The sequence below is a fragment of the Nocardia pseudobrasiliensis NBRC 108224 genome (assembly GCF_001613105.1).
GTDB lineage: Bacteria > Actinomycetota > Actinomycetes > Mycobacteriales > Mycobacteriaceae > Nocardia > Nocardia pseudobrasiliensis.
Genome location: NZ_BDBS01000005.1, coordinates 476,309 through 491,755 on the forward strand (window position 1 = coordinate 476,309; position 15,447 = coordinate 491,755).

The window sequence follows — 15,447 nt, forward strand, 5'->3', positions numbered from 1 at the left end:
GTGCGTGCGGGTGAGCATGGGTAATGCGGCGACCACCCGATTCTTGGCAGTGCTGAACGAGACCGAATCCAATGGGGCGTCATCCGGCCAGCGGCTGTGCCAGGCGTGTGTTCGATCCCTGCCGGTATCGGAGGCGGCCATCACGCTGGCGATGCCGGGTGGTCGCTGGGAAGTGCTGGGCGCGGTGGGCGAGACGGCGGCTCGGTTTGCCGACGCGCAGGCGGCGACCGGGGAGGGGCCCGGTCCCGACGCGCACAGATTCGGCACTCCGATTCGGGTTGCGGATTTCGCTCAGGAGGCCCACAGTGACCGATGGCCGTTGCTGGCGCAGTGGAATCGGGTCGGGGTCATAGGAAGCGAATGTTCGATTCCCTTGCGGTTGGGCGCTTTTCGGCTCGGGTTCCTCGATCTGCTGGGGGTCGAATCCGTCCTCTCCGACGCCGTGGTCTACTCCGAGGCCTTGCAAGTCGCCGGGGTGATCACCACGATGCTGTTGACCGACCTCACAGCATTATCCGACGTCCGGGCCGACGGCGACGGTATCGCGCTGGCGCCGTGGGGCGAGCCTTCGGCGTCGGCGCGTGAGATACACCAGGCGATCGGCATGATCGCGGTGCAACTGGATTGCACGGTGACCGCGGCCTATGCGCGGCTGGTGGGATACACGTTCACCACCGAGCGCACCCTTGCCGACGTGGCCGCCGACGTGGTCGCCCGTCGATTGCGTTTCCCGCCCGACCCCGAACCCGGCGCACTCCGACGCCACCAGCCCGATCCCACATGAACGGCGCAGCCCGTGGTGGAGGTTCTAGAATTGATGAGAAGGGTGGATGGAGATGACAGGCCGAGAGGGTGTGCTCACCGCGGCGCTGGTGCGTCTGGTCGATACCCTGGTCGCCGACTACGACCCGGTCGACCTGACCCAGGAGCTCGTCGACACCAGCGTCGAACTTCTGGATGCCGACGCCGCCGGGCTGCTGCTGGTCGACGGGCGGGGTGAGTTGCAAGTGCTGGCGTCGACCTCCGAGGAAACGCATCTGCTGGAGCTACTGCAGATCCAATCCTCCAGCGGACCCTGCCTGCAGGCCCTGCGCACCGGGCAGCCGGTCCTGGTCGGTGATCTCGATGTCGCAGCGCAGCAGTGGCGCCAATTCGCCGATCAGGCGCGCCGTCTGGGTTTTCGCGGGATGTGCGCGCTGCCCATGCGCCTGCGCACCGAGCGCATCGGGGCTCTCAATTTGTTCACCCGCGGCACCGACACGCTCGGCGCCGATGATCTACAGCTCGCCCAGGCGCTGGCCGACTTCGCCACGATCGGAATCCTGCATGCCCGTATCCTGGCCGATTCCCTCGCGGTGAACGAGCAGCTCAATCGTGCGCTCAACAGCCGCCTGATCATCGAACAGGCCAAGGGGATGCTGGCCGAACGCGGAAACCTCGACATGGACAACGCATTTCAACGGCTGCGTGGATACGCCCGCGATACCAACAACCGGCTCGCGGACCTCGCCTTCGCCCTGGTCGACCGCACGGTCGATCTGGACACCGTGCTGCTCGATGTTCCCCGCGGCCGAAAAGGACATACTCCGCGCCAGGGGTGAGGTTCGCACCGCGCGGGATCAGCCGTCGCGAAGAGGTAGAATCGGTTAGCCCTCGAGGCTGCTCCAGACCCCGGTAGCCGAACCGAAGCAATGTCGGAACGGACGAATCGGAGCAGCTCATCGTCAGCCAGCTTTTCGCACCCCAGCTCCCGGAAGACCGCCCGGCGCCGGTGGCCTTCGTAGATACTCCCGCGTCAAGGGAATTCGTGGCCGCCAGCGACAGGTTGGTGCGGCACCTGTTCGATGTTTGTCTGCAATTGGGTGCGCTGCGTGTGGTTTTCGACCACCGCGGCCACAATGCCGCCGATGCTCGAACCGCCAGTGCCGCGTTGGCCGGAACGCTCGATGACATGGATATGCTCGTCGGCGACGCCGTCCTGGCCATGCTCCTGCTCGCCCGGCATACGCAAGCGGCCGTGTTACCGAAACCCGGCTAACGCCGATGCGTTCGGTGGGCGGCACCGTCGCCGTCGGTGGACCAGTTGCCCACCAGCGACAACATCGCCAGTCCGGTTTCGCGGATCACCGTCTCCAGGTGCTCGAGCGTCGTCGAGATCTCCCCTTCCGCTACTGCCGCATCGTCGGGAGTGTCATCGGCGCGGTCGAGACCCTGTTGCAGTTTGTTCAGCCGCAGGGCGACAGCGGTCAACTCCTCTATCAGGCGATTGCTGTGGAGCGCGAATTCGGCTGTCCCCGTGGGCTGTTCGTGGTTCGTGTCGAAAGTCGCGAACGGATCGTCGGCCATGGCATACTTCCGGTTCGTCTGCATGGGCCCGGACCCACATGCCGCGGTTCGGGAGGGTGATGACAGACACTGTACGTGAACCGACTCCCACCGGATGAACGAAAAGCGCTCGGGCCAAAGAAGATTGCGGGCGGCTCCACGCAATGACCGGCTGACGAACGGACATCGAGTGCACGAAAACGACGGCGCCGACCCACTGACCACTGCGGCGGCGCTACGTCTGTTGAGCGGAATCGATTTCGGGCGCATCGTGTTCTCTCGATACGCACTGCCCACTATCCGGCCTGTTCACCACATCGTGGTCGACGACACCGTCGTCGTCGCGGTGGGTCCCGAGGCCGTGCGCGCCATCAATCGAAAAGTGGTCACCTACGAAGCCGACACCGTCGACCGTCGCACCCACCGCGGCTGGTTCGTCGTACTCCTCGGCATTGCCGAAGAAATCACCGACGTTTCCCGGATCCGTCTCTACCTGGACGAACTCGCCCATTGGCTACCCGGCACGAACACCGGTCTGATGGCGATACGGCCCGACCTGGTCACCGCCGTCCAGCTCCCCGGCGGAACCGGCGGCGCATCGCACGGGCTCTGACTCGCGACTGCTACCCGAGAGAGCCGGTCGCGGGGTCCGTGGCCGTCGTCAGCAGGGCGGAGTGCGCGGCGTCGGGAGCGGTGGTAAACGCGATGACGCGCAGCACAATCATGTTGCCCATGTTGCCGTAGACGTACATCGTGTTGCCGAGTTCGAACGGATAGGCGTCGAGCCGGACCGCGTGGTCACCGATGGTCAGCTGCCGGGGAACGCGTGACCAGCTCGCGCTGTCGTAGACAACGCGCTGCGCGGTTCCCACCCGAACCGTCAAGGCTGCCAGTAGATCCGGCAGTTCGGCGATGAGTTTTCCCGTTCGGGGCCACCAGGCGCCGTCGAGGTAGCCGTGGCTTTCAGTCTTCGGCTTCAGCCGCAGTCGGGGGGTGCGGTGGGGCGGAACACGATTCCGGGCCGAGCGGAGGTGCAGCTGTAATGGCGCCATGTCCCGAGTACACGCCTCGCGGACCACTTTGTCAACGATGTAGGCCTACACTTACCGCGACACAGCTGTCGAGAAATGGAGGCCCGTCCCGTGATGGCCGAACACCCGACCAACCGCAAATCCGCCCCGACCGGGACCGGCCATCGCTCGGCCGATGATCGCGGCCGCAGTCCGGTGACGCGGGACGCAGTGCTTCGCGCCGCGCTCGAGATAGTCGATCGCGAGGGCATCGACGGGTTGTCGATGCGCCGGCTCGCCGACGCGGTGGGGCGGGATCCGATGGTGATCTACCGGCATCTACCGAACAAAGCCGCGGTGCTCGACGGCGTGGCCGAGGTCGTGTACGCGCAACTGTCGGTCGAGGCCGCCGACCCGGACTGGATAGCCCAATTGCGGGCGGTAGCAAGGAATTTCCGTCAGCTGGCGCTGGCGCATCCGAAGGTGGTGCCGCTGCTGGTGACCCGGCCGTTGGCGACGCCTCTGGGCCTGCGTTCCCCGGCTGTACTGCGGCCGCTGGAGGATATGCTGGCGCTGCTGACCCGCGCCGGGTTCTCCGGCGCCGATGCGTTGCATGTCTATCGGGCGTTCTTCGGCTTCATGTTCGGGCACATACTCACCGAACTGCAGGAGATCGTCGAAAATCCCGAGGAAACCGACGACCTGTTGCGGCTCGGACTGTACCGGCTGCCGATCGGCGAGTTCCCGCTGCTGCGTGGACTGGCGCCGGTGCTCAACGCCTACGATGGCGCCGCCGAACTCGAACGCGGCCTGGACATTCTGCTGACCGGTCTGGCCGCGAACCTGTCCGCCGGCGAGCGTCACCACCGGTGATCGCACCTCATGGCCCACCGCCCATAGCCGGTGCCGCCGGTATCAGGGTCCTCTACGATGTAAATCTACGTTGTAGACATACGCTGTAACGAGGTCTAGGCTGGGGTAATGACCGGCGCAATCGTCGAACGGTCGGCCGATCCGGCCGCGGCCGAAGGCGGCTCCGGGGACGGGATCGGTTCGATGACCACCGAGAACAAATTCACGCAGTGGGTCAATACGGCGAAATCGAGTCTCGAGAAGCGATCTCACGACGGTGGTCACCGCGGTCCCGCGGACGGGCGTGACCACCAGGAACGCGGCGCGCTGGGGCGGGCCGCGCAGAAGCTCAGGAGTGTCATCGGGCGTTGAGCCGAATCCTCGACGTACGCGCGGGCGACCCGCTCACAGGAAGTCGAGGAAATGAACCATGGCAATTACCGACGTCGCCGTCTACGCGCATCTGGGTGCGACCGATATAGAGGCTCTCGGACGTGAACTCGACGAGATCCGCCGGGACATCGAGGCTCGACGCGGAGCGCGGGATGCGAATTACATCCGTCGCGCGATCGCGTTCCAGCGCGCTCTGGACGTCACCGCTCGGCTGACGATCGCGTTGAGCCGCAAACGGTTCGGATGGCTGCTGGGAACCATGGCGCTGGCGACCGCCAAGAGTATCGAGAACATGGAGATCGGCCACAATGTGGGCCACGGTCAGTGGGATTGGATGAACGATCCAGAAATCCATTCCACCACATGGGAATGGGATATGGCGGGTCTGTCGTCGCAGTGGCGGTACTCGCACAACTATCGCCATCACATGTTCACCAATGTGCTCGGGATGGACGATGACATCGGTTTCGGAGTGATGCGGGTTACCCGCGACCAGCGGTGGCGGCCGTACATGCTGTTACAGCCATTGCAGAACCTGTTGCTGGCCACGGGTTTCGAATGGGGTATCGCCCTGCACGGCCTGGACGCCGAACGTGCCGCTGCCGCGACCGCAGCGGAGAAGTCCACGCAGGCCCGGGCGTTGCTCAAAAAGATCGCCAGGCAAACCGGCAAGGATTACGTGCTGTTCCCGGCGTTGAGCGGCCGCCGTTGGCGCCGTGCGCTGACCGCGAATCTCACGGCCAACGCGATGCGCAACATCTGGGCTTATGTGGTGATCTTCTGCGGTCATTTCCCCGACGGCGCCGAGAAATTCACCGCGGCGGTGATCGGGGACGAGACCAAGTCCGAGTGGTATCTGCGGCAGATGCTCGGCACCGCGAATTTCGAGGCCGGACCCGTACTTGCCTTCCTGAGCGGTAATCTGTGCTATCAGATAGAGCATCACCTGTTCCCCGATCTGCCCAGCAACCGATACGCCGAGATTGCCATACGGGTGCGAGCGTTGTGCGACAAATACGACCTGCCCTACACGAGCGGTTCGCTGCTGCGCCAATACCTTCTGGTGATGCGCACCGTCCACAAGCTCGCACTGCCGGATCGCTTCCTGATCGCCACCGCCGACGACGCCCCCGAGACGGCCTCGGAACGAAAGTTCCTCGCTCCCGCCGCGATCGGCCCGGTCGATCCGGACCGCTCACCAGGACGACCCGGGCTGCGCTCGGCGCTGCGGTCGATGTCGGCCGTAGCGGAGCGGCCCTCGCGGTCGTGAACCCGGTCGAGCGCAACTACTCTTGCTGTTCGGACAACCCCGCCGCACAGTTCGTGGCGAAACGAGGAGGTGGGTGAGCGTGAACGAATTGAGCAGTGCGACATCGCCTTATCTGCGTCAGCATGCCGGCAATCCGGTCGAATGGCGACAGTGGGATGCCGCGGCATTGGCAGAGGCGGCGGCGCGAGACGTGCCGGTTCTGCTGTCGATCGGGTACGCGAGCTGCCACTGGTGTCATGTCATGGCGCACGAATCGTTCGAGGACGAAGCCACCGCGGCGGTGATGAACGAGAACTTCGTGTGTGTGAAGGTGGACCGGGAGGAGCGGCCCGATATCGATGCGGTGTACATGAATGCCACCGTGGCGATGACCGGGCAGGGTGGGTGGCCGATGACGTGTTTTCTCACGCCGGCGGGGGAGCCGTTCTATTGCGGGACCTATTATCCGAAGACGCCGCGGCACGGGATGCCGTCGTTCACGCAATTGCTGACCGCGGTGACCGACACCTGGCGTAATCGGCGCGGGGAGGTCGATACCGCCGCGACGCAGGTGGCCGAGGCTATGCGGGAGCAGGCCGGGGGGCTGCCGGACGCGCGGATGGGGATCGGGGCGGAATTGCTCGATCATGCGGTGGGTACCGTTCTGAAGGATGTCGATCCGCAGCACGGTGGATTCGGTGGCGCGCCGAAGTTTCCGCCGTCGGCACTGCTGGAGGGGCTGCTGCGCGGATACGAGCGCACGGGGGACGAGGGTGTGCTGCAGGTGGTTTCGTTCACCGCCGAGGCGATGGCGCGCGGTGGTATCTACGACCAACTGCGGGGTGGATTCGCGCGGTATTCGGTCGATGCCGCGTGGGTGGTACCGCATTTCGAGAAGATGCTCTACGACAATGCGCAACTGCTGCGGGTGTACGCGCATCTGGCGCGGCGCGGGGCGGACGGTTCGGCGCAGCGGATCACTCGGGAGACCGCGCAGTTCCTGATCGATGATCTGGGGACCGAACAGGGCGGCTTCGCCTCCGCGCTGGATGCCGACACCCATATCGAACCGGGTGCGCCGGGTGTGGAGGGCGCGACCTATGTGTGGACCCCGGCCGAGCTGAACGGTGTCGTCGGGGCGATCGACGGGGCTTGGGCGGCAGAGTTTTTCGGTGTCACCACCGCGGGCACCTTCGAGCACGGCACCTCGGTGCTGACCCGCTACACCGAGCCCGCCGCGGCGGATCTCCCGCGCCTGGAACGGATTCGGGACGCCCTGCGTGCCGAGCGGGACGGTCGCCCACAGCCCGAGCGTGACGACAAAGTGGTCACCGCCTGGAACGGTATGGCCGTCGTCGCGCTGGCCGAAGCCGGTGCGGCACAGCAGCGCACCGACTGGATCGATGCGGCCGCGCGCTGCGCCCGCTTCCTGCTCGATACGCATGTGCGCGACGGACGCGTCTGCCGCGCCTCCCTTGGTGGCGTCGCGGGGACCGCCGCCGGGGTGCTGGAGGATTACGCCTGGCTGACGCTGGGTCTGTTGGCGCTGCATCAGACCGCCGAGGGCGATTGGCTCACCCCGGCCCAGCGCGTACTGGATTCCGCCGTCACGCATTTCGCCGACCCCGACGCCCCGGGCAGCTGGTTCGATACCGCCGACGATGCCGAAACCCTGGTCGCCCGCCCGCGCGATCCCATGGACGGCGCGACCCCGGCCGGAACCTCTGTCCTGGCCGAGGCCTTGCTGACCGCCGCGGCCCTGGTCGACGCCGAGCGGGCGATCTACTATCGCGACCTCGCCGACCGAACCCTCGAACGCGGCGCGATCCTGCTGGCCCGCGCGCCGCGTTCGGCCGGGCACTGGCTGGCGGTGGCCGAGGCCGCGCTGCGCGGGCCGATCCAGGTGGCGATATCCGGCGAGGATGAGTGGGCCGCAACGCTTCTCGCCGCGGCTCGCCAGGCCGCCCCGGGCGGTTCGGTTGTGGTGTCGGGGAGGCGGGATTCCCAGCCGCTGCTGGCTGATCGACCGCCCGCCGGTGGAAAATCCGCCGCGTACGTCTGCCACGGCTCGGTCTGCGATCTACCCGTCACCACGGTCGAGCAGTTGCGCACGGGGCTGCTGCGCGCGTAGTCGCGTGCTGTCGGTGTGGTCTGCTCCTTGCTGTGTCGGTGAGGTGTGTGCCGCGTGCCGGGTTCGTTTGTTGCTGTGTCGGTGAGGTGTGTCGCGTGTGTGGTTCGTTCGTTGTTGTGTCCGTGAGGTGTGTGCCGCGTGCGGGGTTCGCTCGTTGCTGCGGCCGTGAAGTACGTGCCGCGGGTGATCTGCTTGTCCCGCGGCGGGTGGTGTGCCGGACTTTCGCGCGCTGTCGATTGCGGGTCGCTGGTGGCCGCTGTGTGATCTGTCCGTGAATATGGACGCGGCGCCCCGCGGGCGGTTTGCCCGATTGCCGGGCTCGGTCGGACGGCGGGCGTGCTGATCTTGGTCGATAGCAATCCGGCATGAGATTGCCGTTGGTGCAGCGCGGTTGCTTGCCGGCGGGATTTCCGGACGGCAGGATTGCCTCGCCGAGAGCAACCCGAAATCGACGCCGACCGCATCCGCAGGGAGATCGCGTGAGATTGCCACGACGTAAGAACCGTTCACTTTCGCTGTCCGGGCGTGCCGCGATGGCGACGGTCGCCGCCGCGGCGGCGGTGGCATCGATCACAACCGGCGTGGCTGCCGCACGGCCGATCGGGGCCTTCGATGTGGGCGGCGCCATCGAGGCGGAGTACGACCGGGCGGGTGGCCTCGCCACCTTCGGCAATCCGATCGGCCCCGAATCGGACGCGGCGCGCGGCGGCCGCTTCCAGGTATTCGAGCGCAACACCTCGATCTACTGGTCGGTGGGCACCGACGCGCACGCGGTCGGCGGCCTCATCCGCGACAAGTGGGCGGCCCTCGGCTGGGAGAACAGCCCGCTCGGCTTCCCGATCACCGACGAGCAGAAGGCCCGCAAGGGCGACGGCCGCTACAACCTGTTCGACGGCGGTTCGGTCTACTGGTCCCAGCGCACCGGCGCGCACGCGGTGTGGGGTTCGATCCGTGACATCTGGGTCAGCAATGTCGCCGAATCGGGCCGCTACGGCTATCCGACCAGCGATGAATACGACTACCAGGGCGGCAAGGCGCAGGACTTCCAGGGCGGTCGAATCACCTGGCATCCGTAGGGATTTCGGCGTCCACCGCGGCCAGATCGGTCCAGCACGAGGTCGGCTCCTTGCGTCCGCGCAGCTGAATCGTCTCGTAGTGCGTCCATTTCGCACGCTCGTCCGGGGTGGCGGCATCGATTACCGCTCGGCTCACCAGAATTCGGCGCGACACGTGTTTCGCCTCGGCGGTGAGCCGGGACGCCTCGTTGACCGCATCGCCGATCACCGTGTACTCCAGGCGGGTGTCGCTGCCGACGTCCCCGGCGAAGACCAGTCCGCGCGCGACCCCGATGCCGATATCGAGCTCACCCAGCGCGGCCACCTCGTCGCGAATCCGGCGGGCCGCCCGTAGCGCGGGAGTCGCGTTGTCGCCTAGGGCGATCGGTGCGCCGAAGATGCACAGCGCCGCATCGCCCTCGAACTTGTTGACCAGTCCGCCGTTGTCCTCGGTCGCCGAAACCACCGTGGCGAGAAGGCGATTGAGCTTGGCGACGAATTCGCGCGGCGCGAGTTCGGTGGACAGCTCCACCGATCCGACGACATCGACGAACAGCGCGGTCACCACCCGCACATCGCCGGTCAGATCGACCGAACCCGACAGCGCCCGCGCGGCCACCTCGGTGCCCACATGGCGACCGAACACCTCGCGCATCCGTTCCCGCTCGGCCAGATTGGCCGCCATCTCGTTCACCGAATGTTCCAGCCGCCCGATCTCGCTGGCGCTGCCGACGGGCACCCGGGCATCCAGATCGCCGCGCGCGATCCGATCCAGCGCACGACGCAGCGCGCGCAGCGGCGCGGCCACCGCCCGGGCCAGCGTGGCCATGGTGAGCGCGCCGATCAGCAGGCCGACCAGCGACATGTAGAGGGCGGTCCGAATCCGGTCCTCGGGTTCGGCGGCCGGATCGGCGAGCACGGTGATCAGCATGAGCAGCGGCATCGCCCCGGCCACCGCCCACGAGACGACCAGCCGATTGAGCACCGTGGAACTCCAGTGCATGGTCCCGCCCAGCACCACCGCGACGATCGGAATCGCGGGCCGGATCAGCCGATCCACCACCAGGAAGGTGAAGCCCGCCGATTCCAGCGCGCCGAGCGTGAACATCGCCGCGATCACCGCGGTCGCCCGGGGCGGCACCACATGTCCGAAGATGGCCGAGACGATCGCGACGCCGGGCAGCCATACGGCCAGCACCCGGGCGGTGATCGCGATCGGCACGTTCAGCAGCCGCCGCGCCTCGGCGTCGCTGGGCCTGCGGCCCTGATCGAGCCAGCCGAAGTAGCGGAACCGATCCCGCACGGCCAATACCGCGCCGAACAGCGCGCCGAGGGCCGGATAGATCGCGGCCTGGGCGAAGGCGGTGACCCAGTCCGGTCCGAGCCGGCCGAGGAATCCGCTCAACCACAGTTCGGTGACGATGACGCCGAGTCCGCCCAGATTGCAGCCCAGTACCACCGCGGACAGCCCCCACGGCGCCCGCAGCGCCCACAGGATCAGCCGCGCGATCATGGCCGCAGCATAGAACGTGTACTACAGGAGCACGACCAGCCACACCGCGATGTAGTGGCACAGGGCCGCGACAACCGTTGCCGCGTGGAAGAATTCGTGATGTCCGAAGGTGCTCGGCCAGGGATTGGGCCATTTGGTGGCGTAGAGGATCGCGCCCGCGCTGTAGGCGATGCCGCCGATCAGCAGCAGCACCATGGGCGTTACGCCGACGTTGTGCGTCATGGGCGCCGCGACCGGCACGATCGCCCAGCCCAGCAGCAGATACAGCGGCACGCCGACCCAGCGAGGCGCGGTCGGCCACAGCAGTTTCAGCGCCACCCCGGCCAATGCGCCCGCCCACACCACGCTCAGCAGTGCGATGCCGGTGCGCCCGGGCAGGCCGAGCAGTGCGAAGGGCGTGTAGCTGCCCGCGATGAACAGGAAGATCATGGAATGGTCGGCGCGCTTCATATGTACGCGCGTGCGCTCGCTCGCCCAGTTCACCCGATGATAGGTGGCGCTGACGCCGAAGACGCCACAGACGGTCAGCCCGTACACCAGCGTCGAAACCGCCGCGGTGGCCGAGACCATCGATGCCGCGCCGACCAGCGCCGCGACCGCCACCGCGGCCACCGCGACCGCATAGGTGTGAATCCACCCCCGCATCCGCGGTTTGAGCGGAATGCTCGCGACCTCTTCCAGCGCGCCCAGCACTGCCTGCACGGGACCCGTCGACTCCGACACGACCTACCTCCTGAGCAACCTACGGTACCGTAGGTTAGCGGCGACGGCACTGTCCCGCCGGTGCGCCACCGCTAGGCGTAGGGTGGACCGCCGTGGAGATTGCTAGTCGGGCGCGTAGCCTGCCGTATCGCATCTACGAAGCACGGCTGTCGAAACAGCTGGCCGGCAAACAACATCCGCGCCACGTGGCGGTGGTGTGCGACGGTAATCGCCGCTGGGCTCGGGAGAACGGGTTCACAGACGTGGCCCACGGGCATCGGGTCGGCGCCCTGAAGATCGCCGAGCTGGTCGACTGGTGTCACGGTGAGAACATCGAGATGGTGACGGTCTATCTGCTGTCCACCGAGAACCTCAACCGCGCCCCCGACGAGCTGGAAACGCTGTTCGAGGTGATCACCGACGTCGTGGAGGAACTGTCCGCGCCGGAGAAGAACTGGAGTGTGCGCATCGTCGGCACACTCGACGGCCTGCCCGGCGAGGTGGCCCGGCGACTACAGAAGGCCGCCGACGAAACCCAGGGCCGCAACGGCACTCACGTCAATGTCGCGATCGGTTACGGCGGGCGGCAGGAGATCGCCGACGCGGTGCGCTCGCTGGTCCGCCAGGAGATGGCCGCGGGGGAGACCGGCGAGGATCTGGTGCAGTCGATCACCGTCAGCGCGATCGGACAGCATCTCTACACCTCGGGCCAGCCGGATCCGGACCTGGTCATCCGCACCTCCGGCGAGCAACGGCTGTCGGGTTTTCTGCTGTGGCAGAGCGCGTACTCCGAGATCTGGTTCACCGAGGCGTACTGGCCGGAGTTCCGGCGGGTGGACTTCCTGCGCGCGCTGCGCGATTACGCGGCGCGCCATCGCCGCTACGGGATCTAGCGGTATCGAGCGTCGGGTTCACGTACCGTCGGTCATATGACCGAGAGCGTGGCCGACGATCCGGGGGACCAGCCGCCGTCGTATGTCAGCTACGAGGAGTTCGGGCGGCGCTTTCTGGAATACGCCGCCTCGGCCGACCGCATCTCCGGCGCCTTCGGTCAATTGACCGGCGCCGCCTTCGATTTCGGGCCGATCGGGGCCGGGCCCGGTAAATTGGCCAAGGTGTCGGCCCAGGTGCAGCTGGGGGAGCCGACGCTGACCCGGGAGGTCGGCCAGTACATCGAATTCGAGCTGCGCATCCCGCTGCAGGTGGATCTGACGCTCGATCTGGCCGTGGACCGGCATCGCTACGAGGTCGACGGCTATGTCAGGGTCCATCTGACCGTGCGCACGGCCGAACCGCTGCGGGTGATCATCGATATCGCCGAACCGCGATCCGGCGATGTGCGCATCAATGTCGACACCGATACCAAGCGCGGACAATTGGTGCGCATCGTCGCGGGCGTCGACCACGAGATCCGCCGATTCGTCGCCAGATATATCGCCCGCGAGATTCGCAAACCGCATATCGCCGCGGCCCGCGACATCGATGTGGCCGCTCGCCTCGACGCCGCCTGGAAGCTCTGAATCACAACTTGCGCAGGCGAAGCCGGTTGATGCTGTGATCGGCGTCCTTGCGTAACACCAGGGTCGCGCGCGGCCGGGTGGGCAGGATGTTCTCCACGAGATTGGGCCGGTTGGTGGAGTTCCAGATCTCGCGGGCGGCCACCGTGGCCTCCCGATCGTTGAACTTCGAATAGTGGTGGAAGTGCGAATTCGGATCCGCGAAGGCCGTTTCGCGCAGCGTGAGAAAACGATTCACGTACCACTGCTCGATGTCCTCGATGCGGGCGTCGACGTAGATGGAGAAATCGAACAGATCCGAGACCATCAGCCGCGGGCCGGTCTGCAGGACGTTCAGGCCCTCCATGATCAGGATGTCGGGCTGGCGCACGCAATGGAACTCGCCCGGCACGATGTCGTAGCGGATATGCGAATACACCGGGGCGCACACCTCGGGCGCTCCCGATTTCACCTCGGTGACGAAGCGCAGCAGTTTGCGCCGGTCGTAGCTCTCCGGGAAACCCTTGCGGTGCATGATGCCGCGGCGGGTCAGTTCGGCGGTGGGATAGAGGAACCCGTCGGTGGTGACCAGGTCGACGCGGGGGTGGTGGTCCCAGCGCGCGAGCAGGGCCTGTAGCACGCGCGCGGTGGTGGATTTGCCGACCGCCACGCTGCCCGCGATGCCGATGACGAACGGCACCTGGTGATCCGGATGCGTTTCGCCGAGAAAGGTTGCGGTGGCGGCGAACAGGCGCTGGCGGGCGGCCACCTGCAGATGGATGAGCCGGGCCAGCGGCAGATAAACCTCGGCGACCTCTTCCAGATCGATCTGCTCGCCCAGGCCGCGCAGCCCGATCAGTTCTTCCTCGGTGAGAACCAGCGGAGTCGATTTCCGCAGAGTGCGCCACTGCTTCCGATCGAATTCCACATAGGGACTCGGTTCGCTCATCCGTGCCACTGTGCACACCCCACGGCCGACGGTCCACGCATAGGCGAATTCTCCTCGCGGGCAAGGGGCCGGTGTACGCCGGGTGTGATTACTCACGGGTAACAATGCGTGAGATATGTCGCATTGCGCATCCCTCTAAGGTCGGGGGCATGCAAGCGCATCCGCTCGTCACCGAATATCTGCGGCTGGGTCTGGCATTCGATCGTCTCGAACCGGGCTTCGTCGACGCCTATACCGGCGATCCGGTGCTGCGCCGTGCGGTCGAATCCGCGCCCGCCCCGCGGCCGCGTGAATTGGCCACGCGGGCAGCGGATCTGCGCCGTCGGCTGCCCGAGGCGGAGCTGCCGGAACAGCGCGCGGAATTCCTCGATGGGCAACTGCGCGCGCTGGAATGTTCGGGACGTAAGTTCGCCGGTGAGCGGATCGCGTTCATCGACGAGGTGCGGGCCTATTTCGACGTCGAGATCGCCCCGGGCGAGATCGAGGACTACCGCGAGGCGCATCGCCAGCTCGAGGAGGTGCTACCCGGCGACGGATCGCTGTCGGATCGGATGGTCGAACATCGCCGGGCCGACGAGATTCCGCCGGACCGGTTGCGCGACTGTGTGGCCGCGTTCTCCGGCGCGCTGCGCGAACTGGTGCGCGACCGCTATCCGCTACCCGAGCACGAACGGGTGGACTACGAGGTCGTCGGCGACAAGCCGTGGTCGGGCTTCAACTACTACCTGGGCGACCACCGGTCCCGGGTGGCGATCAACGCCGACCTCAAACAACATATGGCCCACCTGCCCGCGCTCATAGCGCACGAGTCCTATCCGGGCCATCACACCGAGCACTGCCGCAAGGAGGCCGGACTGATCGCGACCGGACATGACGAGCAAACCCTGTTTCTGGTCAACACCCCGCAGTGCCTGATGGCCGAGGGCCTGGCGGATCTGGCGCTGCGGTCGATCGTGGGCCCGCGGTGGGGCCGGTGGGCGCAGGAGATCTACGCGGATCTGGGGCTGCGCTTCGACGGCGAACGGGCGGAACGGTTTTCGCGCGCCTCCGGAAAGCTGCTGAGCGTGCGCCAGGACGCGGCGCTGCTACTGCACGATCGCGGCCGCGATGCCGACGAGGCCGCCGAATTCCTGCGGCGCTGGGGTCTGTACACCCCCGAGCGGGCCCGGCAGTCGCTGCGTTTTCTGTCCTCGCCGCTGTGGCGGGCCTACATCAGCACCTATGTCGAGGGTTATCGCCTGCTCGGCGACTGGCTGGATCGGGCCGCCGACGCCGAGGACCGCGCCGATCGTTTCCGGCGACTGCTCGACGAACCGCTCACCCCGGGCGCGATCCGCGCGATGGCCTAGCGCGGCAGGTGGCAGCCGACCACCGGCCGTTGTGCCCAATCCCCGCGTCGGGCACAACTGTCGACGCGAACTACTGGATGGTCATGCAGCCCTGTCCACCGGCGGAGATCGAACACATCAGCTGCGACAGCACGCGCAGCATGCCCTCGAGGGGGTTGTTCGGAACGGCGATGAACTGAAACATTTCGTACCTTTCGGATTCGAGTGGGAAGTGGCCGCCTCGCGGCCGCAGTCATCTTGCAGAATCCGATATGTCCGATTCGATCCTTTTGCATCACTTTTCGATCATTCGTCTCATAGCCTCACCGCCGAACCGGGCGGGACCGCCACCTCTGCGAGGACGGATTCGGCGCCGCTTAGACTGACTGCGTGACCCAGACGACCGCTGCCTCCGTCAACTCCCAGTCGCTAGCCGAACTCGAT

General features: G+C 66.6%; 17 protein-coding genes. 11 read left to right on the plus strand and 6 right to left on the minus strand.

Annotated elements, in window-relative coordinates:
* Positions 1-4 precede the first annotated feature (4 nt).
* Positions 5-784, plus strand: a complete 780-nt coding sequence (locus NP4_RS09085) for an ANTAR domain-containing protein (RefSeq protein ID WP_147287940.1) — start codon at positions 5-7, stop codon at positions 782-784.
* Positions 785-836: 52 nt separating this feature from the next.
* Entirely contained in the window at positions 837-1,601 is a 765-nt protein-coding gene (locus NP4_RS09090; protein WP_067994935.1) for a GAF and ANTAR domain-containing protein, read from the plus strand.
* A gap of 194 nt (positions 1,602-1,795) precedes the next feature.
* Here the strand turns inward: NP4_RS09090 and NP4_RS40795 are convergent, their stop codons facing one another.
* Together NP4_RS40795 and NP4_RS09100 are read right to left on the minus strand one after the other, a co-directional pair.
* On the minus strand, positions 1,796-2,011 hold the full coding sequence (locus NP4_RS40795; RefSeq protein WP_147287941.1) for a hypothetical protein: 216 nt from the start codon (positions 2,009-2,011) through the stop codon (positions 1,796-1,798).
* A gap of 23 nt (positions 2,012-2,034) precedes the next feature.
* Positions 2,035-2,346 (minus strand): hypothetical protein, encoded by a 312-nt coding sequence (locus NP4_RS09100; RefSeq protein WP_147287942.1) that lies wholly within the window; start codon positions 2,344-2,346, stop codon positions 2,035-2,037.
* 94 nt (positions 2,347-2,440) lie between these two features.
* On the opposite strand from NP4_RS09100, the gene NP4_RS09105 reads away from it, so the two are divergent.
* Complete coding sequence (locus tag NP4_RS09105) at positions 2,441-2,938, plus strand: pyridoxamine 5'-phosphate oxidase family protein (protein WP_082875682.1); 498 nt, start codon at positions 2,441-2,443, stop codon at positions 2,936-2,938.
* 10 nt (positions 2,939-2,948) lie between these two features.
* Here NP4_RS09105 and NP4_RS09110 read toward each other — a convergent pair whose 3' ends face one another.
* On the minus strand, positions 2,949-3,377 hold the full coding sequence (locus NP4_RS09110) for a DUF5994 family protein (RefSeq protein WP_067994742.1): 429 nt from the start codon (positions 3,375-3,377) through the stop codon (positions 2,949-2,951).
* A 93-nt stretch (positions 3,378-3,470) separates the two neighbouring features.
* On the opposite strand from NP4_RS09110, the gene NP4_RS09115 reads away from it, so the two are divergent.
* From NP4_RS09115 to NP4_RS09135, 5 genes are all read left to right on the plus strand, one after another.
* The gene (locus NP4_RS09115; RefSeq protein WP_067994941.1) at positions 3,471-4,208 is read left to right on the plus strand and encodes a TetR/AcrR family transcriptional regulator C-terminal domain-containing protein; all 738 of its coding nucleotides are present in this window, start codon (positions 3,471-3,473) and stop codon (positions 4,206-4,208) included.
* Positions 4,209-4,316: 108 nt separating this feature from the next.
* Positions 4,317-4,559 carry a hypothetical protein gene (locus NP4_RS09120; RefSeq protein ID WP_067994745.1) on the plus strand — a complete coding sequence of 81 codons (243 nt, stop codon included), beginning with the start codon at positions 4,317-4,319 and terminating at the stop codon, positions 4,557-4,559.
* A 58-nt stretch (positions 4,560-4,617) separates the two neighbouring features.
* Positions 4,618-5,850, plus strand: a complete 1,233-nt coding sequence (locus NP4_RS09125; RefSeq protein WP_067994748.1) for a fatty acid desaturase family protein — start codon at positions 4,618-4,620, stop codon at positions 5,848-5,850.
* Positions 5,851-5,929: 79 nt separating this feature from the next.
* A complete protein-coding gene (locus NP4_RS09130; RefSeq protein WP_245997842.1) occupies positions 5,930-7,960 on the plus strand; it encodes a thioredoxin domain-containing protein in 2,031 nt (676 codons plus the stop codon).
* Positions 7,961-8,439: 479 nt separating this feature from the next.
* Positions 8,440-9,036, plus strand: coding sequence for an LGFP repeat-containing protein (locus NP4_RS09135; protein ID WP_373863816.1), 597 nt, complete (start codon positions 8,440-8,442; stop codon positions 9,034-9,036).
* Here NP4_RS09135 and NP4_RS09140 read toward each other — a convergent pair.
* Positions 9,020-10,528 (minus strand): adenylate/guanylate cyclase domain-containing protein, encoded by a 1,509-nt coding sequence (locus NP4_RS09140; RefSeq protein ID WP_067994757.1) that lies wholly within the window; start codon positions 10,526-10,528, stop codon positions 9,020-9,022. The two genes, NP4_RS09135 and NP4_RS09140, sit on opposite strands and share 17 nt — an antisense overlap.
* A gap of 21 nt (positions 10,529-10,549) precedes the next feature.
* Positions 10,550-11,173 carry a PAQR family membrane homeostasis protein TrhA gene (gene trhA / locus NP4_RS09145; RefSeq protein WP_067994944.1) on the minus strand — a complete coding sequence of 208 codons (624 nt, stop codon included), beginning with the start codon at positions 11,171-11,173 and terminating at the stop codon, positions 10,550-10,552.
* Positions 11,174-11,343: 170 nt separating this feature from the next.
* Here trhA and NP4_RS09150 point away from each other — a divergent pair, with 170 nt between their 5' ends.
* Positions 11,344-12,123, plus strand: a complete 780-nt coding sequence (locus NP4_RS09150; RefSeq protein ID WP_082875683.1) for an isoprenyl transferase — start codon at positions 11,344-11,346, stop codon at positions 12,121-12,123.
* A gap of 36 nt (positions 12,124-12,159) precedes the next feature.
* Entirely contained in the window at positions 12,160-12,750 is a 591-nt protein-coding gene (locus NP4_RS09155; RefSeq protein ID WP_067994761.1) for a hypothetical protein, read from the plus strand.
* Position 12,751: 1 nt separating this feature from the next.
* Here NP4_RS09155 and coaA read toward each other — a convergent pair whose 3' ends face one another.
* On the minus strand, positions 12,752-13,684 hold the full coding sequence (gene coaA, locus NP4_RS09160) for a type I pantothenate kinase (protein ID WP_067994764.1): 933 nt from the start codon (positions 13,682-13,684) through the stop codon (positions 12,752-12,754).
* Between the two features lie 140 nt (positions 13,685-13,824).
* Between coaA and NP4_RS09165 the strand changes: the two genes are divergently transcribed.
* Complete coding sequence (locus tag NP4_RS09165) at positions 13,825-15,024, plus strand: DUF885 domain-containing protein (RefSeq protein WP_067994767.1); 1,200 nt, start codon at positions 13,825-13,827, stop codon at positions 15,022-15,024.
* Positions 15,025-15,447: the final 423 nt, after the last annotated feature.